This window comes from Sphaerisporangium sp. NPDC004334 (assembly GCF_053602655.1).
The window spans coordinates 1-20,347 of sequence record NZ_JBSGDZ010000060.1; the positions used below are offsets into that span (position 1 = coordinate 1).

17 protein-coding genes are annotated in these 20,347 nt (G+C 74.1%); 9 read left to right on the forward strand and 8 right to left on the reverse strand.

Annotated features, from left to right (window positions below; translation table 11 throughout):
- Positions 1-263 precede the first annotated feature (263 nt).
- From ACWEN6_RS40115 to ACWEN6_RS40130, 4 genes are all read right to left on the reverse strand, one after another.
- Positions 264-902, reverse strand: coding sequence for an SgcJ/EcaC family oxidoreductase (locus ACWEN6_RS40115; RefSeq protein ID WP_452577385.1), 639 nt, complete (start codon positions 900-902; stop codon positions 264-266).
- Between the two features lie 332 nt (positions 903-1,234).
- Complete coding sequence (locus ACWEN6_RS40120) at positions 1,235-2,608, reverse strand: M20/M25/M40 family metallo-hydrolase (protein ID WP_452577387.1); 1,374 nt, start codon at positions 2,606-2,608, stop codon at positions 1,235-1,237.
- Complete coding sequence (locus ACWEN6_RS40125; protein ID WP_452577388.1) at positions 2,605-4,476, reverse strand: prolyl oligopeptidase family serine peptidase; 1,872 nt, start codon at positions 4,474-4,476, stop codon at positions 2,605-2,607. Before ACWEN6_RS40125 ends, ACWEN6_RS40120 begins: the two co-directional genes overlap by 4 nt.
- The gene (locus ACWEN6_RS40130) at positions 4,473-5,588 is read right to left on the reverse strand and encodes a C39 family peptidase (protein WP_452577390.1); all 1,116 of its coding nucleotides are present in this window, start codon (positions 5,586-5,588) and stop codon (positions 4,473-4,475) included. The genes ACWEN6_RS40125 and ACWEN6_RS40130 overlap by 4 nt, the downstream gene beginning before the upstream one ends.
- 253 nt (positions 5,589-5,841) lie before the next feature.
- Between ACWEN6_RS40130 and ACWEN6_RS40135 the strand changes: the two genes are divergently transcribed.
- Genes ACWEN6_RS40135 through merB form a run of 3 tightly spaced genes read left to right on the forward strand, consistent with a single transcriptional unit; the run spans position 5,842 to position 9,108 of the window.
- On the forward strand, positions 5,842-6,294 hold the full coding sequence (locus tag ACWEN6_RS40135; protein ID WP_452577392.1) for a hypothetical protein: 453 nt from the start codon (positions 5,842-5,844) through the stop codon (positions 6,292-6,294).
- Positions 6,287-8,398: a caspase, EACC1-associated type gene (locus tag ACWEN6_RS40140; RefSeq protein WP_452577393.1), complete on the forward strand. Its 2,112-nt coding sequence runs from the start codon at positions 6,287-6,289 to the stop codon at positions 8,396-8,398. Before ACWEN6_RS40135 ends, ACWEN6_RS40140 begins: the two co-directional genes overlap by 8 nt.
- 47 nt (positions 8,399-8,445) lie before the next feature.
- Entirely contained in the window at positions 8,446-9,108 is a 663-nt protein-coding gene (gene merB, locus ACWEN6_RS40145) for an organomercurial lyase (protein ID WP_452577394.1), read from the forward strand.
- 18 nt (positions 9,109-9,126) lie between these two features.
- Here merB and ACWEN6_RS40150 read toward each other — a convergent pair whose 3' ends face one another.
- Positions 9,127-10,236: a DUF5925 domain-containing protein gene (locus ACWEN6_RS40150; protein WP_452577395.1), complete on the reverse strand. Its 1,110-nt coding sequence runs from the start codon at positions 10,234-10,236 to the stop codon at positions 9,127-9,129.
- A gap of 237 nt (positions 10,237-10,473) precedes the next feature.
- Here ACWEN6_RS40150 and ACWEN6_RS40155 point away from each other — a divergent pair, with 237 nt between their 5' ends.
- The 4 genes from ACWEN6_RS40155 (at position 10,474) to meaB (ending at position 16,358) form a co-directional block, all read left to right on the forward strand.
- A complete protein-coding gene (locus ACWEN6_RS40155) occupies positions 10,474-11,256 on the forward strand; it encodes a peptidoglycan recognition protein family protein (RefSeq protein WP_452577397.1) in 783 nt (260 codons plus the stop codon).
- 89 nt (positions 11,257-11,345) lie between these two features.
- Positions 11,346-13,163: a methylmalonyl-CoA mutase subunit beta gene (locus tag ACWEN6_RS40160; protein ID WP_452577398.1), complete on the forward strand. Its 1,818-nt coding sequence runs from the start codon at positions 11,346-11,348 to the stop codon at positions 13,161-13,163.
- On the forward strand, positions 13,160-15,364 hold the full coding sequence (gene scpA / locus ACWEN6_RS40165; protein ID WP_452577400.1) for a methylmalonyl-CoA mutase: 2,205 nt from the start codon (positions 13,160-13,162) through the stop codon (positions 15,362-15,364). Before ACWEN6_RS40160 ends, scpA begins: the two co-directional genes overlap by 4 nt.
- A complete protein-coding gene (gene meaB / locus ACWEN6_RS40170; RefSeq protein WP_452577402.1) occupies positions 15,354-16,358 on the forward strand; it encodes a methylmalonyl Co-A mutase-associated GTPase MeaB in 1,005 nt (334 codons plus the stop codon). Before scpA ends, meaB begins: the two co-directional genes overlap by 11 nt.
- A 120-nt stretch (positions 16,359-16,478) precedes the next feature.
- On the opposite strand, the gene ACWEN6_RS40175 is transcribed toward meaB, so the two are convergent.
- A complete protein-coding gene (locus ACWEN6_RS40175) occupies positions 16,479-17,036 on the reverse strand; it encodes a DUF1203 domain-containing protein (protein ID WP_452577403.1) in 558 nt (185 codons plus the stop codon).
- Positions 17,037-17,342: 306 nt separating this feature from the next.
- Here ACWEN6_RS40175 and ACWEN6_RS40180 point away from each other — a divergent pair, with 306 nt between their 5' ends.
- Positions 17,343-17,558 carry a hypothetical protein gene (locus ACWEN6_RS40180; protein ID WP_452577404.1) on the forward strand — a complete coding sequence of 72 codons (216 nt, stop codon included), beginning with the start codon at positions 17,343-17,345 and terminating at the stop codon, positions 17,556-17,558.
- A gap of 145 nt (positions 17,559-17,703) precedes the next feature.
- Positions 17,704-19,203 carry a bifunctional phosphatase PAP2/diacylglycerol kinase family protein gene (locus ACWEN6_RS40185; protein ID WP_380826576.1) on the forward strand — a complete coding sequence of 500 codons (1,500 nt, stop codon included), beginning with the start codon at positions 17,704-17,706 and terminating at the stop codon, positions 19,201-19,203.
- A 230-nt stretch (positions 19,204-19,433) separates the two neighbouring features.
- Here the strand turns inward: ACWEN6_RS40185 and ACWEN6_RS40190 are convergent, their stop codons facing one another.
- Both ACWEN6_RS40190 and ACWEN6_RS40195 read right to left on the reverse strand, forming a co-directional pair.
- Positions 19,434-19,691, reverse strand: a complete 258-nt coding sequence (locus ACWEN6_RS40190) for a TFIIB-type zinc ribbon-containing protein (RefSeq protein ID WP_354836285.1) — start codon at positions 19,689-19,691, stop codon at positions 19,434-19,436.
- Between the two features lie 36 nt (positions 19,692-19,727).
- The coding region (locus ACWEN6_RS40195; RefSeq protein WP_452577406.1) for a phosphotransferase family protein at positions 19,728-20,347 on the reverse strand (620 nt) is incomplete at its 5' end.

Consider the following 20,347-nt stretch of genomic DNA (forward strand, 5'->3'; position numbering starts at 1 on the left):
GCCGCCGCCGAGCCGCCGGCCGCCAGCGCGGCGGCGGCGGCCACCGGCGCCCACCTGCGGGGGTAGGCCCTCACACCTGCTGTCCTCCTGTCCGGTGCCGCCTGGTCCTGCTCGGCCGCCGCGCGCCGGTGCGCGTACGTGCGCCGTCCGTGCGCGTCGATCCACCGGTCCCGAGGGATGTCCTGTCCGCTCGGGCCGTCGCGTGGCGGCGCGCGTCCGTCCGTCCGGGACGGGGGGAGGGACGCCCGCCCGGTGGCGCGCCGTCAGCCGGAGGGAGGCGGCTTGGCCGGGAACCGCTCTCGTGCGGCCGGGCTGACCAGGGTGTTCTGGAAGGAGGTGATCTGCCATCGGCCGGCCTGCTTGACCGCGACGCTGGTGTTGATCGACAGGGTGTCGGGGCGGCAGGCCTTCTCGGCGCCGTAGAGCACGCAGCCCTGGCGGATGATGACGGCCATGGCCGGTGACACGAACCGCACCCGCTCCTGGTTGACGAGCACGCGCGTGTGACGCAGCGCCCCCTGGAAGTAGCGCTGGAGGGCCACCGCGATGCCCTGGCGGCCGTGCAGGTTCTCGCCGAGGATGTTGATCAGGTCGGCGTCGGGCGCGTAGGGCGCCGCGTACGCCCTGCCGTCGCCGCGCGCCCAGGCGTCCTCCTGGGCGCGCCGGATGCGCGCGAAGGCGGCGAGGTCCGCGGTGTGGAACTGGACGGCCGGCGCCGGGGCCTGGACCGGGGCGGCCGCCACGGCGCCGGAGGGCGAGGCGGGGCCGGAGGATGAGGTGGTGGCGGGGGAGGTGGTGGCGGGGGAGGCGGTGGCGGGGGAGGCGGCGCCGGTCGAGGCGAAGCCGAGGGCGGCCGCAAGAGCAAGGCGGAGCGACGCCCGCCCATGTCGATGAAGGCCCATCGTGTGCTCCCGTCCGATGTGGATCTGCAGCAAACGTATCCGCGCGTCGTCCGATCAACGGTGAGGACCGCCACGTGTCTCGGTGAGCGCCGGTGAATGCGCGCATGCCGGAGGGTGCGGCGGTGGAAGGGATGGAGGTCTCACGCCGCCCGATCCGCCTGAGAGAAGGGGCGGCGGGCGTTTCCGGCGCGAGGTGTGCGAGAGGTTCGGCCTGTTTCCGATGGCACGTCGTGCACAGAACGCGCCTTGTTCTACATGTCCGACATTACGGGAAATCTCGCTTGGAGTATTCCCCCGTAATGTCGGGATTAGTCCATTTCGAGCAGGACGGCTCAGGCGGCGGGAGAGGTGAGCAGGCGGTCCAGCACGCGGACGCCGAACTCCAGCCCGGCGACCGGCACCCGCTCGTCCACGCCGTGGAACATGCCGAAGTAGTCCAGCCCCGGGTCCAGCATCAGCGGCGCGAAGCCGTACCCGCGGATACCGATCGTGGCGAAGGACTTGGCGTCGGTGCCCCCGGTCATGACGTACGGCACCGGCCGCCCCTCGGGGTCCTCGGCCAGCAGCGCCCCGCACAGCTCGTCGAACAGCCCCTCGGTGGGCGAGGCCACTCCGTCGCCGAAGCTGACGAACTCCCGGGTGACCTTGGGCCCGAGCAGCCGGTCGACCGTCTCGAGGAACTCCTCGCGGAACCCGGGCAGGAACCTGCCGTCCACGTGCGCCTCGGCCGTGCCGGGGATCACGTTGACCTTGTAGCCGGCCTCCAGCATGGTGGGGTTCGCCGAGTTGCGGATCACGCCCTTGAACAGGGTGCCGGCCCGGCCGAGCCGCTCGGCCTCCTCGTCCAGCCGGTCGAGGTCGATGCTCGTCCCGAGCGCCTTGCCCAGGTCGCCGATCAGCCTGGCGACGGCCGGGGTGAGGCGCACCGGCCACCGGTGGTCGGCCAGGCGGGCGAGCGCCCGGCACAGCTCGGCCACCGGGTTGTCCACCGGCGGCTTGGAGCCGTGCCCGGCCACGCCGTGCGCGGTGACCTTCATCCACGCCGTGCCGCGCTCGCCGACCGCCACCGGGTAGACCCGCCCTCCGTGGGGGCCGGTCACGCTGAAGCCGCCGGACTCGCTGATGGCCTCGGTGCAGCCCTCGAACAGGTCGCGGTGCCGGGTGACGGCGTACCCGGCGCCGTACTCGCCGGTGGCCTCCTCGTCGGCCAGGAACGCCAGCACGATGTCACGCTTCGGCCGCGCGCCGCGCCGTACCCACTCGCGCACCAGCGCCAGCGTCATCGACAGCGAGCCCTTCATGTCGACCGCGCCGCGCCCGTTGACGCACCCGTCGGCGATCTCGCCGGAGAACGGGTGCGTGCGCCACTCGGCCGGGTCGGCCGGGACGACGTCCAGATGCCCGTGGATGAGCAGCGCGTCGGGGCTGTCGCCGGGGATGCGCGCCACCACGCTGGTGCGCCGGGGCGCCGACTCGAACACCGTCGGCTCGACGCCGGCCTCCGACAGCAGCCCGGCCACGTACTCGGCGGCCTGGCGCTCGCCCGAGCCGCCGGGCGTGCCGTCGTTGGTGGTGTCGATCCTGAGCAGATCGGAGCAGATGCCCGCGACGCCGGTCGCGCCGTCCGCGCCGTCCGAGCCCGGGCCGGTCGGCCCCGCCCCGTTCGCCCGTGCCCTGTGCGCTCCGGTCGTCCTGGCCTCGCTCACGTTCTTCCTTTCAGTGCCAGCGGCGGCACCTCGTCGGTGGGGAACCCGAAGATGAGCCCGTAGAACGCCAGCTCGGCCTCCAGCGCCGCGACGATGGTCTCCTCCCGCCGCCAGCCGTGCTGTTCCCCGGGGAAGGTGAGATACGCCCACCGCCCGCCGTGCTCGTCCAGCGCGGCGATGAAGCGCTCGGCCTGGCCGGGGTCGACGATGGCGTCCTCCAGGCCGTGCATGAGCAGGGCGGGCCCGGAGGCGCGGGCGGCGTGCAGGGTGGGGGAGCGGTCGAGGTAGCGCTGCCGGGTCTCGGGCAGCGGGCCGATGAGCCCGTCGAGGTAGCGCGACTCGAAGTCGTGGGTCTCCCGCGCCCAGCCCTCGGGATCGGTGATCGCGTAGTGGGCCACCGCGCCGCGGAAGACGTCGCTGTGCACCAGCGCGGCCACCGACGTCCACCCGCCCGCGCTGCCGCCCCTGATCGCCACCCGCCCGGCATCGGCCAGCCCGGCGGCGATCAGGCCGCGGGCGACGGTCTCGCTGTCGCGTACGTCCACGATGCCCCAGTTGTGACGCAGCCGCTCGCGGTAGGCCCGGCCGTACCCGGTGGAGCCGCCGTAGTTGACCTCGGCGACGCCGATTCCCCTGCTGGTGAAGTAGGCGATCTCCAGGTCGAACACCATCGGGCTGGACCCGGTGGGGCCGCCGTGGACGAACATCACGTACGGCGAGGCGACGCCCTCCACGGCGCCGGCGGGCGGGTACACGTGGGCGTGAACGCCGTCGAACTCCATCGCGCGCGGCACCGGCAGCACCGCCGGGTCGGGCAGCTCCTTGGCACGCGACAGCACCTCGTGGGCCCCGGTGGACAGCTCGACGCGGACCACCTCGAACGGCCTGAGCGGGGACCCGCCGACCGCGACTACGGCGTCGCCGGCCGGGGAGGCCGACAGCGCCGGCGCCCAATAGGTGTAGGAGCCGCCCACGTCGGCGATCTCGCCGGTGGCCGGGTCCAGCACGCCCAGCCGCTTGCCGTCGGCGGTGCCGTGCACGGTCACGACGCGGTCGCCGGCCAGGGTGAACCACTGGTAGCCGAGCTTCCAGGCCGCGTCGCCGAACTCCTGCGGCAGCGGGGTGAGGTTGCGCGGCGGGGCGCCGTCCAGCGTGACCAGGTGGAGGTTCCACCAGCCGGTCGGGTCGGTCACGGCGTACAGGGCGCCGTCGTCACGCCACTCGGCCTGCGCCACCGCCTCCTCGGGCCCGCCGGCCACCACGCGGTGGGGCCCGGCGGTGCCGTCCTCCCGCAGCGGGGCCACGCACAGCGAGGTGCCGTCCCAGGGCATGGCGGGGTGGTCGTAGCCGATCCAGGCGATCTGGCCGCCGCCGGGAGAGACCCGCGGGTTAAAGATGAAGTGCTGCGCCTTGACCACCACGCGCGCGGGCCCGCCCTCCAGCGGGACGGCGACCAGGTCGCGCTCGTCCTCGGTCTCGCGCACGCACCACACCTCCTCGCCGTACACGACGAGGTCGGCGTAGCGCGACGGGCCGGGAGGGGTGAGCGGCACGGGGCCGGCGCCGGGCCGCAGGAGGTACAGCCGCTGGTCCTGCCAGTTGGTGAAGACCAGGCCGCCGCCGGGCAGCGGACGCCAGGAGCGGCCGCCGTACTCGATCACCCGGTTGCGGGCGTTCCAGCCCGGCGGCAGGACGTCGTGGATCTCGCCGTCCGGGCCGCGCCGGACGACGCAGCGCCGCCCGCCCTCGGCCGGGCGCGGCTCGTCCCACCAGACCTCCTCACCGCCGGCGGTGGGCACGATCTCCACCCAGAACGGGCGGGCGTCGACACGTGCGACGTCAACGGCAGTGATGGGAGACCGGATCACCAGTTGCCCTCCGAGGATGGGAGCGGAATGTCGTGCGGGTGGACGACATGGACGATTCCCCCGCTGCTCGTGGTCCGTAACCACACGTTCTCGAACGCGGCCCGCGGATAGGTTCTCTTGACCGTGTCGTCGGAGGCGCCGGCCGGGTCGTTGGCGATGACGTCACCATCGGCGGTGAACCCGGTGACGACCATCAGGTGGCCGCGCGTGGAGTAGCCCGACCCCGGAAGCTCGTGCTCCTTGAACGACTGGGAGGTGATCACCGGGATGCCGGCCGCGACGAGGCGTTCGACCTCGGTGAGCGAGCGCAGGCGGGTGACGAACCCCGCGAGCCCGTACCGCCCGGCGTAGGCGACGCCGAACGGCCAGTTGCCGGTGCCCTGGTAGCTGTGGTCGTACATGTCGCGCGCCGCGTGGTCCACGGCGGGACATGGGTCGCCGGGATCGACGAACAGCAGGTCGTCGGTGCTGGGCCCGCGTCCCCAGTATTGCAGCACCATCGTCGTCGAGGCCGGGCTGCACCACGCCTCGCCGCCGCCGCCCCACTCGGGGTAGTGGCCGGCGTGCAGGCGCTGCGAGCGCGGCGGCACGCTCAGCTCGACGCCGGCCGCGGGGCCGGGCACGCTGGGCGGGACGCCGGCGCGCGTGGGCAGCGCCGAGGCCATCACCCCGACCGAGCGCACCGCCGCCCCGGGGCCGTGCAGCGTGACGCGCAGCCGGTAGCTCGAGACGGGCCGCCGGGCGACGAAGGTGTCGACGGCGACGTCGCCGTCCTCGTCGCCCTGGCCGGGCAGCGAGGTGCGGTGGATGTCGCCGCCGCCCTCGGCCCAGCGCCCCATGTCGTACCACTTGGTGAGGCCGCCGGTGACGGTGCGCGCCCGCAGCTCGACGCGCAGCCAGGAGCCCGGCGGCGCGGCGGCCGTCCACGAGGGCACCAGCTCGGTCGCCGGGAAGCCGATCTCGCGCTCCTCGGAGGTCCAGCGGCGGTAGGGCCACGCGGTGGCCGAACCGCCGAAGGGGTCGAGGTAGGACGTGACGCCGCTCTCCGAGGGGACCACGTCGGTCCATCGGTGGAAGGCCACGGGGAGCGTGTCGGCGGACGGCTTGACCACGCTGTCGATTGTGGTTTCGCCCGCAGTGCGGCGCATCGGATGGTTTACGTATCTGACACCTCGCCGCGAGCCCAGCCGCCCGGCGGTGCGGGCCGCTTGGCAACCTCACTCCGTTCTCGGCCGTCCATTACGGTGTCGCGGCGCGACAAGGGAGGCAAAGAGGACGGTTTATCTGCTTATTTGACTCTATGGCGCCGTCATTACTTTTAGTCGGTTTGATGTGATTCGGGGGCATGTGATAGGGAGTTCGATTTTGCATGCCATTTTCGTGGACCTGCTGATGGCGGGGGCGGACGATCAGGAGGTGTACGAGGCCGCCTCGCGCCTGCGGGCGCACCTGCTGGAGCTTCCCGTGGAGGACGTGGCCTTTCCGGCCGGGCGGGCGCCCGCGGGGGCCAAGGGCGACGGGTCCCTCATCGGCACACTGGTCGTGACCCTGGCCAACTCGGCCGTCCTGGTCGCGGTGGTGCAGGCCGTCCGCGAATGGACCACGCGTGACGCCGGCCGGCAGGCGAAGATCAGCGACGGCGACCGGTCGCTGGAGGTCACCGGCCTCACCGCCGAGCAGCAGCGGCGGATCATCGACGCCATGCTGCTCGCGATGGACGCGGAGACCACGCGGCGCGCGGCGGAGGCGGGGAAGGACGCGGCGGAGGCGAAGCCGGACGCGCTGGAGGCCGGACGGGAGCGGGACCGGCGTGGTTAGCCCGTCCGGCGGGACCCGCGCGTACGCGCTCCTCATCGCCACCGACCACTACGACGACCCGGCCTTCGGCCACCTGCGCACGCCCGGCAGCGACGCCGCAGCGCTCGCCGCGGTGCTGGCGGACCCGCTGATCGGCGGCTACGCCGTGCGCGTCCTGCACAACCGGCCGGCCGGGGAACTGCACCTGGCCGTCGAAAACTTCTTCGCCGGCCGGGGACACGACGACCTGCTGTTCCTGTATCTGTCCGGTCACGGGTACAAAGACGACTTCGGGGTGCTGTCCTTCGCCGCCCGCGACTCGCTCAGAACCCGTATGGCCTCCACGTCGGTCGCCGCCGAGTTCGTGCGCGCCCAGATGCACCGATCGCGCTCGCGCCGCATCGTCGTCGCGCTGGACTGCTGTTACTCCGGCGCGTTCCCCTTCGGCACGCGGCACCGCGGCGCGGCCCCGGTGGACGTGGTCGAGCGCCTGTCCGGGCGGGGGCGGGTCGTGCTCACGGCCACCTCCGAGCTGGAGTACGCCTTCGAGGTGGACGACGGCATCGGGCCGGCAGGCGTCACGCGCCTGGCCGGCGGCGCCTCGTCGGTCTTCTCCGAGGCGCTCATCCACGGGCTGCGCAGCGGCGAGGCCGACCGGGACGGCGACGGCTACGTGGACGTCGGGGAGCTGTACGACTACGTCTACGACCGGGTCCGCGCCGGCTTCCCGCAGCAGACGCCCAAGATGCGCGGCGACATCGAGGGCCCCCTCCACGTCGCCCGCAGCCCGAGACTCCGTGCGCGAAGCGACGACGGCGCCACGCGGCCGCCTGGGGCGTCAGGCAATCGGGAGCCCGGCCCGTCCGGGAACAGCCGCCCGCCCGCGGAGAGCGGGTCGCCCGACGACGGCGGGTGGACCGGGGGGTCCGGCCGGACCTCGGAGACGCGCACGGCCGTGGACGGCGGGGCCGAGGGTGCCGGCCGGCGCGTGACGGCCCGGCACAGGCATGGCGTGGCGCCGCCGCCCGCGGTGACGGCGCGGGGCCGCCCGGGACGACGCCTGCCGGTGCTGCTGACGTCCGGAGCGGCCCTCGCCGCGACCGCGGTGGCCGCGTGGGCGGTGCTGCCCGGGATGCTCTCCACCGCGGGGACTCCCGGCCCGGCCACCACGACCTCGGCCGGCCACGCCTCCTCCACCCCCTCCCCGGGCGGTTCGCCCTCCCACTCCTCCGCCTCCGACCTGCCCAAGGGGACCCTCGCGCTGGCGGCCACCACGGAGGCGGGGCGTGACGTGGTGGCCGAGTGGACCGACCCGGCGCTCAGGACCGCCACGTACTTCGCCTACGCGCCGAGCGTGCGCCCCTACAAGACGGGCCTGGAGGTGGCGCCGCCGCTGCGCGACAAGGCGGGCGAGGTGCGGTTCCCGAAAACCCTCGGCAAGGTCTTCTTCCGGGTGGGTGCCGAGCGGCACTGGTGTTCCGCCACCTCGGTGCAGTCCAAGTACCGCAACATGGTCCTCACGGCCGCCCACTGCGTCTACGACCCGGCGACCGGGCGCACGCGTGAGGGCTGGGCATTCATCCCGGGCTCCTACCAGGGCAAGAAGCCCTACGGCCTCTACGTCGGCAAGGCGGCCTCGGTGGACACGCGTTTCCTGCGTTCGGGGGATCAGGCGCACGACGTCGCCTTCGTGGCCGTGTACAACGGCACGACCGGCGAACGGCTCGGGGACACCGTGGGCGCCCAAGGGCTGGCCTGGAACCTCGACGGCGACAGTTCGGCGTACGCCTTCGGGTACCCGGCGGGGGCGCATCCCGACGGCGACCGCGGCTACACGGGCGTGACGCCCAAGTGGTGTGCCGCCACCATCCGGGCCGCCTCCTCCTCCGGCGGGAACCCGGGGGGAGATGTGCTGTCCTGTCCGTTCACTCCCGGCGCCGACGGCGGACCCCTGCTGATCCGGTACGACAACGGGAAAGGCCTGGGGTACGTGGCGGGCGTCGTCGCCGGATACGCCGACGCCGACGGCAACCGGCGGTTCGACCGGGTCTACTCGCCGAGGTTCGGGGACGACGTCCATGAGGCCTATGTACGGGCCGCCGCGCTGTGGTCCGGTGGCCTTTAGGCCGGCCGGGTGGCATCGGGGCCGGTCGGAGCGGGTAGGTCGGTTCCATGCGCGATCTTGCCGACGTGCGGATGTTCGTCTACCGGTGGTTCGCCGAGCGGGGGGAGCCGCCGCGCCCGCAGGACGTCGCCGGGGAGTTCGGAGTGGAGGTGCCCGTGGCGCTGGAGGCGCTCAGGGCGCTGCACGACGGCCATCTGATCGTCCTGGACGCCGACCGGCGCGGCATCCTCATGGCCCACCCGTGGTCGGCCGTGTCCCTCGGCTTCGTCGTCACCGACGGCCGGGTGAAGTGGTGGGGCGGCTGCGCCTGGGACTCCTTCGCCATCCCCGCGCTGGTCGGCCGCGAGTGCCTGGTGGCGACGCACTGCCCGGGCTGCGGCAGGGCGCTGGCCGTGGACGTGTGCCCCGACGAGCACCCGGCAGTCGACCTGGTCGCCCACTTCCTGGTCCCCATCCCGCGCATGTGGGACGACGTGGTCTACACCTGCGCGCACCAGGCGCTGTTCTGCTCGGAGGAGCACGTCGGGCGGTGGCTGCGCCAGAACCGCCGCCCGCGCGGCGCGATCCTCGACATGCGCACGCTGTGGCTGCTGGCCACCCGCTGGTACGCCGGCCGGCTCACCAGGGAGTACCGCCGGCGCACGCCCGACGAGGCGCGAGCGCTGTTCCAGGAGCTCGGCCTCGTCGGGCCCTTCTGGGCGGGCGCCTGAGGCGCCCGCCCAGAAGGGTCACAGGTACAGGCCGGTGGACTCCGCCGGCGCCGCCGACGCGGCGGGCGCGCGGCCGGAGCGCAGGGCGTACAGCTCGGCCAGCGTCGCCCCCGAGCGCGGCACGCCGTCCGCGGCGCCGAGCCAGGCGGCGGCCTCCTCGGCCGACATGCGGCCGGCCTCCACCTGCGACAGGCACCGCCCGGGGCGCACGACCGCCGGATGCAGCCGGGCCAGGTCCTCGTTGGTGGTCACCGCCACCAGCACGTCCCTGCCCTGGCCGAGCAGGCCGTCGGTCAGGTTGAGCAGCCGCGACAGGCCCTGGCCGGTGGCCTCCTTGGCCTCCGCGCGGATCAGCTCGTCGCAGTCCTCCAGCACCAGCAGCCGCCAGCGGTGGTCGTCGTCGTCGGTGTCGTACCCGACGGCGACCTCCATCAGGTAGCCGGGCTCGGCGAACAGCCGCTCGGGGTCCAGCACGCAGTCCACCTGGCACCAGCCGGACCACTGCCTGGCCAGCGCGCGCAGGGCCGTCGTCTTGCCGGTGCCCGGCGGCCCGTGCAGGAGGATGAGCCGGCCGTTGATCTCCGTGGGGGTGACCGCCATCAGGCGCTCCAGCGACTCGCCCGCCCCGCGGGTGTAGTTCTCCTTGATCACCGGCCAGCGCGGCGCGCTGATCGGCCGCTGCGTGCGGCGCGGGCCGTGGGCGCCCGTCCACCAGAACCCCATCTCCACGTGGTCGGTGTCCTGCGGCAGCGGCTCGACGGCGTCCTTGGTGGACTCTTCCAGCACAGAGCGCGCCAACTCGTCGCTGACGGCGGTGACGGTGAGCACGGCGGTGCGGTTGCGGAACCGCACGACGCGCAGCGTCCAGCCGTCGCCGCACGCCAGCCGCGAGTCGCGGCCGTCGTCCTCCTTGGCGGAGCGGGTGAGCCGGGCGCGTGCGGGCATGAGCGGGGCGTCGGGGCGCACCCTCTCCAGGTTGGCGGTGCGCGCCCACGGCTGGTGCCCCGTGGCGAACGGGGACAGCGCGAGCGCGTCGATGACATCGACCGGCGAGTCGCCGTCGTCGAGCCATACCTTCATCGGCAAGGCTTCGGCGGCGGGGAAACGGACCTCCTCCACAACGGACATATATTCATGATTCCGGCCTGCCGTGGGCAGAGTCCACGGATTTTCCCGTACGCCTGTCCGAAACCATCGACTTCCGATGCGTAATTGGTAAATCACCCCATGTGGTGTTGTGTCGGTAGCTAGGGTGTCCGTGCGGATTCGATGCGCTGGGAACCCTTCGGAGACGGTTTGACGTCTCTCCTGGTGGACAGTGGCCCCTGAGTCCGCACCCACGTCGCACCACCAGGAGAGAAGTCTGTGGCAATCGACCTCGTGTCGCGCGAAGCCTGGGGCGCCCGTGCCCCGCGCGGCTCCTATTCGACGGTGACCGAGAATCGTGGCGTCAAGGTGCACTACACCGGCGGCCGGGTCGACCCCGCGATCGTGAACGACCACGCCGGATGCGTCGCAATGGTGAAGTCCATCCAGAACTTCCACATGGACGGCAACGGCTGGCTCGACATCGGGTACTCGATGGTGGCCTGCCCCCACCGCAAGGTCTTCGTCGGGCGCGGCCCCCACCACCTGCCCGCCGCCAACGGCGCCGGCCTGAACAGCGACCACTACGCCGTCCTCGGCCTGGTGGGCAACAGCGGCCTGGTCCAGCCACCCGACGCCATGCTCGAGGGCATCGTCGACGCCATCGAATACCTGCGCAAGCAGGGCAAGGCCGGCACCGAGATCAAGGGGCACCGCGACGGGTACTCCACCGACTGCCCCGGCGAGCCGCTGTACGCGTGGGTGCGCAAGGGCGCCCCGCGCCCCGGCGGCGCCGGCGGACCCGGCCCGCAGAACCCCCCGGAGCAGCACCCGCAGTGGCCCGGCAGGCTGCTGAAGTACCCGCCGGTCATGCACGGCGACGACGTGCGCACCTGGCAGGCCCAGATGGACAAGCGCGGCTTCACCATCGACGCCGACGGCGCCTACGGCCCGGCCTCCCGGCAGGTCTGCCTGGACTTCCAGAAGCAGCAGAAGCTCGACGCCGACGGCATCGTCGGCAGGCAGACCTGGGACGCCTCCTTCGAGGCCCCCATCACCTGAGCCCGCCCGGTGGCGCGGGTCCCGGCGGTGTCACGGCGGCCCGCCACCGCCGATTCCTGTCATGACCGGGGCGCATTACGATCCATGTCATGACGGTGGAGCATGAGGGGTTCCGCCCGGGGGCGGGCTTCGCGCCCGGCACCCGGGAGGAGTGGCGGCGCGCGGCCGTCGGAGTGCTGCGCAGGTCCGGCGCGGAGGTCGACTCCCCTGAGGAGGCGCTGGCGCACACGACCTACGACGGGGTGACGCTCAGACCGCTGTACGACGCCTCCGACCTGCCCGGCGATCCCGGCCTGCCAGGGTTCGCCCCCTACGTGCGGGGCGCCCGCCCTCTCGGCGGTGCGCTGTCCGGCTGGGACGTGCGCCAGCGCCACGCCCACCCCGACCCCGCGGTCACCCGCGAGGCCGTGCTCGCCGACCTGGAGAACGGCGTCACCTCGCTGTGGCTGGTCCTCGGCGAGGGCGGCCCGCACCCCTCCGCGCTGCCCCGGATGCTGGACGGGGTCTACCTCGACCTCGCCCCCGTCGTCCTTGACGCCGGCGCCGCCACCCCGGAGGCCGCCGAGGTCTACCTGCGCCTGGCCGACGAGCGCGGCACCGCCCCGGCGGGCGGCAACCTCGGCGCCGACCCGATCGGCCTGCGGGCCCGCACGGGCACGCCGGCGCCGCTGCCCGAGGCCGTCGCCCTCGCCCGGCGGGCCAAGGACGTCCCCTCGCTGCGCGCGATCACCGTTGACGCCACGCCCTACCACGACGCGGGCGGCTCCGACGCCGAGGAGCTCGGCTGCTCCCTGGCCACCGGCGTCGCCTACCTGCGCGCCCTCACCGACGGCGGCCTGACGCTGGAGGAGGCGCTCGGGCAGCTCGAGTTCCGGTACGCCGCCACCGCCGACCAGTTCCTCACCATCGCCAAGTTCCGCGCCGCGCGCATGCTCTGGGCCCGCGTCGCCGAGGTGTGCGGCGCGCCCGCCCTGGGCGGGCAGCTCCAGCACGCGGTCACCTCCTCGGCGATGATGACCGCACGCGACCCGTGGGTGAACATGCTGCGCACGACCCTCGCCTGCTTCGCCGCCGGCGTCGGCGGCGCGGACGCCGTCACCGTCCAGCCCTTCGACGCCCGCCTCGGCCTGCCCGACGCCTTCGCCCGGCGCATCGCGCGCAACACCCAGTCGCTGCTGGTCGAGGAGGCCGGCGTCGCCCGCGTCGCCGACCCGGCCGGCGGCTCCTGGTACGCCGAGCGGCTCACCGCCGACCTGGCGGGCAAGGCGTGGGAGTGGTTCCAGGAGATCGAGCGCGCCGGAGGCGCCGAGGCGGCGCTCGGACGGCTGATCCCCGAGCGCCTGGCCGCCACCTGGGCCCGCCGCTCCCGCGACGTCGCCCGCCGCGTGCGGCCGATCACCGGCGTCAGCGAGTTCCCCCACCTGGACGAGCGGCGCCCGGTGCGCGAGCCCGCGCCCGAGCCGGCCGGCGGCGGCCTGCCCCGCGTCCACTACGCGCAGGAGTTCGAGGCGCTGCGCGACCGCGCCGACCGCGCCGGCGAGCGGCCGCTGGTGTTCCTCGCCACCATCGGCCCGGTGGCCGCGCACACCGCGCGGGCCTCCTTCGCCGCCAACCTGTTCCGCTCCGGCGGCATCGCCACCCTCACCGGCGGCGCGAGCACCGACCCGGCGGCGATCGCCGGGAAGTTCGCCCGCAGCGGCTCCGCCGTCGCCTGCCTGTGCTCCAGTGACCGGCTGTACGCCGAGCACGCCGAGGCGGTCGCCGCCGCACTGGCCGGGGCGGGGGCGAGGAAGGTGTGGCTGGCGGGGAAGGGCCACTATGAGGGAGTGGACGCCGTCCTGCACGCCGGCTGCGACGTGCTCGACGTGCTCCGCACCACCTTCGACGACCTGGGGGTCGCCCCGTGATTCCCGACTTCACGCAGACGCCGCTGACGCCGGCCGGAGCCCCCGGCGAGCGATCATCCGCGGACCCGCGCGGCGAGGTCGCGCGCTGGGCCGAGGCCGTGCGCGACCAGGTCGGCAAAGATCCCGCGGACCTGGTGTGGGACACCCCCGAGGGCATCGGCGTCAAGCCGCTCTACACCGTCGACGATCTCGCCGGCCTGGACTTCCTGTCCACCTACCCCGGCATGGCGCCGTACCTGCGCGGCCCCTACCCGACCATGTACGTCAACCAGCCGTGGACGATCAGGCAGTACGCCGGGTTCTCCACGGCCGAGCAGTCCAACGCCTTCTACCGGCGCAACCTGGCCGCCGGGCAGAAGGGCCTGTCGGTCGCCTTCGACCTGGCCACCCACCGCGGCTACGACTCCGACCACCCGCGGGTGGCCGGCGACGTCGGCATGGCCGGCGTGGCCATCGACTCGATCTACGACATGCGGCAGCTGTTCGACGGCATCCCGCTCGACCGCATGAGCGTGTCCATGACCATGAACGGCGCGGTGCTGCCGGTGCTGGCGCTGTACATCGTCGCGGCCGAGGAGCAGGGCGTGGCCCCCGAGCAGCTCGCCGGGACCATCCAGAACGACATCCTCAAAGAGTTCATGGTCCGCAACACCTACATCTACCCGCCGGGTCCGTCGATGCGGATCATCTCCGACATCTTCGCCTACACCTCCCGGCGGATGCCGAAGTTCAACTCCATTTCGATCTCCGGCTACCACATCCAGGAGGCCGGGGCCACCTGCGACCTGGAGCTGGCCTACACCCTGGCCGACGGGGTGGAGTACCTCCGGGCCGGCGTCGGCGCCGGGCTGGACATCGACGCCTTCGCGCCGCGCCTGTCGTTCTTCTGGTGCATCGGCATGAACTTCTTCATGGAGGTCGCCAAGCTGCGCGCCGCCCGGCTCCTGTGGGCGACCTTGGTCAAGGACTTCGGCGCGCGCGACCCCAAGTCGCTGTCGCTGCGCACCCACTCGCAGACCTCCGGCTGGTCGCTGACCGCCCAGGACGTCTTCAACAACGTCGTGCGCACCTGCGTGGAGGCCATGGCCGCCACCCAGGGCCACACCCAGTCGCTCCACACCAACGCCCTCGACGAGGCGCTGGCGCTGCCCACCGACTTCTCCGCGCGCATCGCCCGCAACACCCAGCTGCTCCTGCAGCAGGAGTCGGGCACCTGCCGGGTGATCGACCCGTGGGGCGGCAGCGCGTACGTCGAGCGGCTCACCTACGATCTGGCCCGCGCCGCATGGGGCCACATCCAGGAGGTCGAGCGGGCCGGCGGCATGGCCAAGGCCATCGACGCCGGCCTGCCCAAGCTGCGCATCGAGGAGGCCGCCGCCCGCACCCAGGCGCGCATCGACGCGGGGCGCCAGCCGGTGATCGGCGTCAACAAGTACCGCACCGGCACCGATGAGGACATCGAGGTGCTGAAGGTCGACAACAGCGCCGTGCGCGCCCAGCAGATCGACAAGCTGCGCCGCCTGCGCGAGGAGCGAGACGAGCGGGCCTGCCGCGACGCCCTGGACGCCCTCACCCGGGGCGCCGCGGCCGACGGCAACCTGCTCGCCCTGGCCGTCGAGGCCGCGCGCGCCAAGGCCACGGTGGGGGAGATCTCCGACGCCCTGGAGAAGGTCTTCGGGCGGCACGCCGGGCAGGTCCGTACCATCTCAGGGGTGTACCGCGAGGAGGCGGGCGACGCCGCCGGCATCGAGAAGGCCCGCGCGGCCTGCGCCGCGTTCGAGCGCGAGGAGGGCCGCCGGCCGCGCATCCTCGTCGCCAAGATCGGCCAGGACGGGCACGACCGCGGCCAGAAGGTCATCGCCACCGCCTTCGCCGACCTGGGCTTCGACGTCGACGTGGGCCCGCTGTTCCAGACCCCGGCCGAGGTGGCCCGCCAGGCCGTCGAGGCGGACGTGCACGTCGTCGGCGTCTCCTCGCTGGCGGCCGGCCACCTGGCGCTGGTGCCCGAGCTGCGCGAGCGCCTGGCCGGCCTGGGCCGCGACGACATCATGATCGTCGTGGGCGGGGTGATCCCCCCGGACGACTTCCCGGCGTTGCGCGAGGCCGGGGCGAGCGCGATCTTCCCGCCGGGCACGGTCATCGCCGACGCCGCCGTGGACCTGCTGCGCGAGCTGTCCGGCCGGCTCGGGCATGCCACCTGAGGGCGGCCGGGCGGTGCCGTCGCTGGAGGACTACGTCCAGGGCGTCCGCGCGGGCGCCGTCGGGTGGATCGCCCGCGCCATCACGCTGGTGGAGTCCACCCGGACCGACCACCGGGCGCTGGCCCAGCGGCTGCTCGTCGAGCTGACGCCGCCGGCCGGCAAGGCCAGGCGCGTCGGGGTGACCGGCGTGCCCGGCGTGGGCAAGTCCACCTTCATCGACGCGCTCGGCGTCCACCTCACCGGCGAGGGGCACCGCGTCGCCGTGCTCGCCGTGGACCCCTCCTCCACCCGCACCGGCGGCAGCATCCTGGGCGACAAGACCCGCATGGCGCGGCTGTCGGCCGACCCGAACGCCTACATCCGGCCCTCGCCGACCTCCGGCACCCTCGGCGGGGTCACCAGGGCCACCCGGGAGGCCATGGTCGTCGTCGAGGCCGCCGGGTTCGACGTGGTGCTGGTCGAGACCGTCGGCGTCGGCCAGTCAGAGACGGCCGTCGCAGAGATGGTGGACACCTTCCTGCTGCTCACCCTCGCCCGCACCGGCGACCAGCTCCAGGGCATCAAGAAGGGGGTTCTGGAGCTGGCCGACGTCATCGCCGTCAACAAGGCCGACGGCCCGCACGAGATGGACGCCCGCAAGGCCGCCCGCGAGCTGTCCGGCGCGCTGCGGCTGCTGCGGGGCGGCGGCGGCACCTGGCAGACCCCCGTGCTCACCTGCAGCGCCCTGGAAGGCACGGGTCTGGGTGAGCTCTGGCGGCACATCGTCGCCCACCAGGACCGGCTGGAGGCCTCCGGGGAGCTCGCCGCCAAGCGCCGCCGCCAGCAGGTCGGCTGGACCTGGACGCTCGTGCGTGACCGCCTGCTCTCCCGCCTCACCGAGGACCCCGCCGTGGCCGCCGTCACCGCCGAGGTCGAACGCGAGGTCCTGGAGGGCACCCTCACCCCCTCACTGGCCGCCGACCGCATCCTTTCGGCCTTCGACCACTCCGCCTGACTCCCCGCCCCCACCCTGCGCCGCCCGACGAGCAGGCCTCGTCGGCGAAGGCGCCGGGGGCGCGGCTGCCGGGCGGTCGGGTTCGGCCGGCGAAGATGGCCGGGGTGTGCGGCCGGCGCGTCAGGCGTCGCCGGCGGCGGTGTCCGGCCGGGTGAGGGTGAACATGTAGCAGCCGTAGGCGACGTTGCGGCTGTGGATCTCCACGACCTCCGGCTCGGCGAGCATGCGCGCGATCACCGCCTCCGGGTCGCTCCCGTCGTGGACCCGGGTGGCCGGATGGATCCAGCCCCGCGCGTCGTAGGCGCGCAGCACCTGTGGCCGGCCGTACCAGCCGGCCGGGTAGCGGTCGAGCGCGGCGGGGCCCGCGCAGGGACGCGCGTGGGCGAACACCGCGCCGATCTCGCGGTACGGGCTCGCCGGGATCGGCGGCTCGTAACCGAACAGCAGCAGTTCCTCGCCTGCGGCCGCGTCGCGCAGGCAGCAGCGCAACGGCTCCCCGCCCCCGGCGGTGACGCGCTCGGGAGGGTTGCCCGAGGCGTCCCGTCCCGCACGCGCCCGCGCGAGCGCCGCGGCCGCCAGGACGCGGACGCCGAACCGCGCCCCGCCGTCCTGGCCTGGAACGGTGGCCGTGACGGCGGGAGAGGTGGTCACCGAGCCGATGTCGTCGTTCGAGGTCATGGGTCCACGGTGCCGGAGCCCTCCGCGGGGCGCTGGCGGATATCGGTCCCGGCATCCCCGCCCCGGTCCGGTGCCCGCCGCGTCACCGCCGTCGTTACTCGCGGCGGTACCACGGTGACTCTCGATAGAAGATTTCTCTTCCCGGGGGAGCCATCCGGCGTGCCGCCCGCGCCCGAGGTGTCACCATGGCGGCACACCGAGTCAACGGGAGGTGCGCGCTTGAGCAGTGATCCGCAACCGCGGCCGGCCGGCCCACGGTCGCCCGGGGAAGGCCGCCCGCCGGCCGGTCGGCAGGAGCCGCCACCGTTGTACGCCCGGGTGGTCACCCTGTGCCGCCTGCTCGGCGAGGAGCGCTTCTTCCGCGCGGCGTTCGGCGAGGCGGGCGTCCACCCCCGGGAGGCCGCCGTCGGCGAGCGCACCCGCGTGCTGGAACTCGACGTCGAGGAGGTCCTGCGAGCCGCACTCGGCACGCGCACTCTCAGCGCCCCCGGCCCCGAGCCGCGCACCCTCTCCGGCCGCTGACGCCCCCACCCCCGGCTCCGCCGAACACGATCCCCTCCCGGCCATGGGCGGTCTTTTCCCGCGCCGGGCGGTGGGGCGGGGGACGGCGAGTCCGGCGCCGCCGTGCGGCGGGCGACCGGTGGACGGGGGACTGAGCTGGACATGTGTGGGCACTAACGAAGGCATGTGGAACGCCAGCTCCAGCGGTACGGGCATCAGGAAGCGGCTCGGCGCCCTCGACCGGCGCCTGTTCAGATCGGTCGCCGACGCGCACCTGCCCGGCTTCGACCACGTCCTGCCGCGCCTGTCGCGCGCCGCGGACAACTCCCTGCTGTGGGCCGCCGTCGCGGGCGGCCTGGCGCTGACCGGCCGCAGGCGCATGCGCCGCGCCGCGACGCGAGGGCTGCTGGCGATCAGCCTGGCCAGCCCCGTCGTCAACCTGCTCGGCAAGCAGGCGTTCGCCCGGGCCCGGCCCTCCATCGTGGACTTCCCGCTGGCCCGCCTCGGCAAGATCCCCTCCTCGCACTCCTTCCCCTCGGGCCACTCCGCCTCCGCGGCGGCCTTCGCCACCGCCGTGGCGCTGGAGGCGCCGGCCAGGGTGGCGGTGCCGGTCGCGGTCGCGGCGGGCGCCGTCTGCTTCTCCCGCGTCTACACCGGCGTCCACTACCCGGGGGACGTGCTCGCCGGGACGGCGCTCGGCGTGACGGCGGCGCTGGTCACCAAGCGCCTGTGGCCCGGCCAGACGGTCATCGGCGAGGCCCGCGGCGCCACCACCGCCCCGCTGCACGACCTCGACCCCGAGGGGGAGGGGGTCGTCGCCGTGGTGAACAACGGGGCCGGGCGCGACCCGTGCACCGCCGCCGCCGTGCGCAAGGCCCTGCCCCGGGCGGAGGTCGTCGAGACCGAGCCCGGCGAGGACCTGATGGAACGGCTGAAGGACGCCGCCAAGCGGGCCCGGGTGCTGGCCGTCGCCGGCGGGGACGGCACGATGAACTGCGGAGCCCAGGCCGCGATGGAGCACGGTGTCCCGCTGCTCCCGGTGCCGGCCGGCACGTTCGACCACTTCGCCCGCACCCTTGGCATCGAGACCATCGAGGAGGCCGCCGCAGCCTACCGATCGGGCCAGGTGGTGGCGGTGGACGTCGGCGAGATCGCCGGACGGGTGTTCCTCAACACCGCGAGCATCGGCATCTACCCGTTCGTCGTCGACCGCAGGGAGGAATGGGAGAACAAGATCGGCAAGTGGCCGGCGCTGGTGCTGGCCATGGCCGACGTGCTCATGCACGAGCGCCGGCCGCTGGAGCTCGTCGTGGACGGCGTCAGGCGCAGGGTGTGGCTGCTGTTCGCCGGCAACTGCGCCTACGAGTCGCGCGGGGTGGCGCCGACGCGCAGGAACCGGCTGGAGGACGGCGTGCTGGACATCCGCATGCTGACCGCCGCCGGGCGCCTGCCGCGCCTGCGGGCCATGCTGAGCACGATCGGCGGCGGGGCGGGCCTGTCGCGGCACTACACCCAGTGGCGGGCCGACACCTTGCGGGTCGCCGCCCCGGGGGACCCGCGCGGGGAGATCAGGCTGGCCCGCGACGGGGAGACCTTCACCGCGCCCGGGCCCGTGGTGCTGGGCAAGCGACCCCGCACCCTGCTCGTCTTCCGCCCCTCCACCTGATGACCCCGGCGGCCTGACCGCCCCTGCGTTGGACCGCGCGTCCGTTGGACCGCCCCTGCGTTCGACCGCCGGGTCCGGTTGACCGCGGGTCCCGTGGACCGCGGGTCCCGTATGGCCGGGGGCCGCCCGGCTGCGGGTCCCGTCTGGTCGTGCGTTCGTCCGGTCCGCTATACGCGCGAGCCGCCGTCACGGGCGTGACGGCGGCTCGCGGCGACGGCCGAGGCTACGGCTCAGCTGGAGAACAGCATGCCGACCCAGCTGCGCTGGTGGTGGCCGTGGCGGCCGTGGTGCGGCGCGCCCCAGGCCGGACCGCCGTGCGGGGGCGGCGGAGCGGCGTACTGCTGCTGGGCCCACTGGCCCTCGACCCGCGACAGGGTCTCGAGCTCGCCGTAGTCGAGGAAGATGCCGCGGCAGTTCTCACACTGCTCGATGTGGACGCCGTTGCGGTCGTAGGTCCGCATGGTACCGCTGCACTTCGGGCAACGCATGGAGTCGGTCTCCTTCAGGGTGGTCTGGGGGCGACCCTACTGCGGGGCCGCGGCGCGCGCGATCCTCCCGCAGGAGGAGACGAGGGCCTGTTCCACTTCGTCCAGAGGACGGCCCTCCGCGCCCGCCGCCGCCACGGCTGTGGCCGCCAACTGGACGGTCAACGCGCGGGCCGGCACGTCGAGTTCCCGCCACGGATCACCGGCGGGCAGGGCCGGCCCGGCCGCGCCGAGGTAGGCCGACAGGAACCGCTCCCACAGGCCGGGGGACAGCAGGCCGCTCGCGTACCAGGCCGCGGGACGGGCCAGGTCCCACGCCGGGTCGCCGGTGCCCAGGTCGTCCACGTCGATCAGCAGCCACTCGCCCTGGTACCGGATGACCTGCCCGAGATGGAAGTCGCCGTGGGCGAGCCTCCCAGGGACCGATCCCCGGTCGTCCGGGTCCGGCGCGCCCTCGTGGTCGAGTCCCTCCGGGACCGGTCCGCGGCCGTCCGGGTCCGGCGCGATCTGGGGCGGCAGGCTGCGGTGTGCCGCGAGGACGGTCGCCACGGGGCCGGTGAGCGCGCCGTCCAGGCCGTCCAGCAGGGCGACGGCGCGCGCGAGCCGGGCGCGGCCGCCGGCCGGGGGGAGGGCCGGCGCGTCCGGCGGCGCGGCGTGCA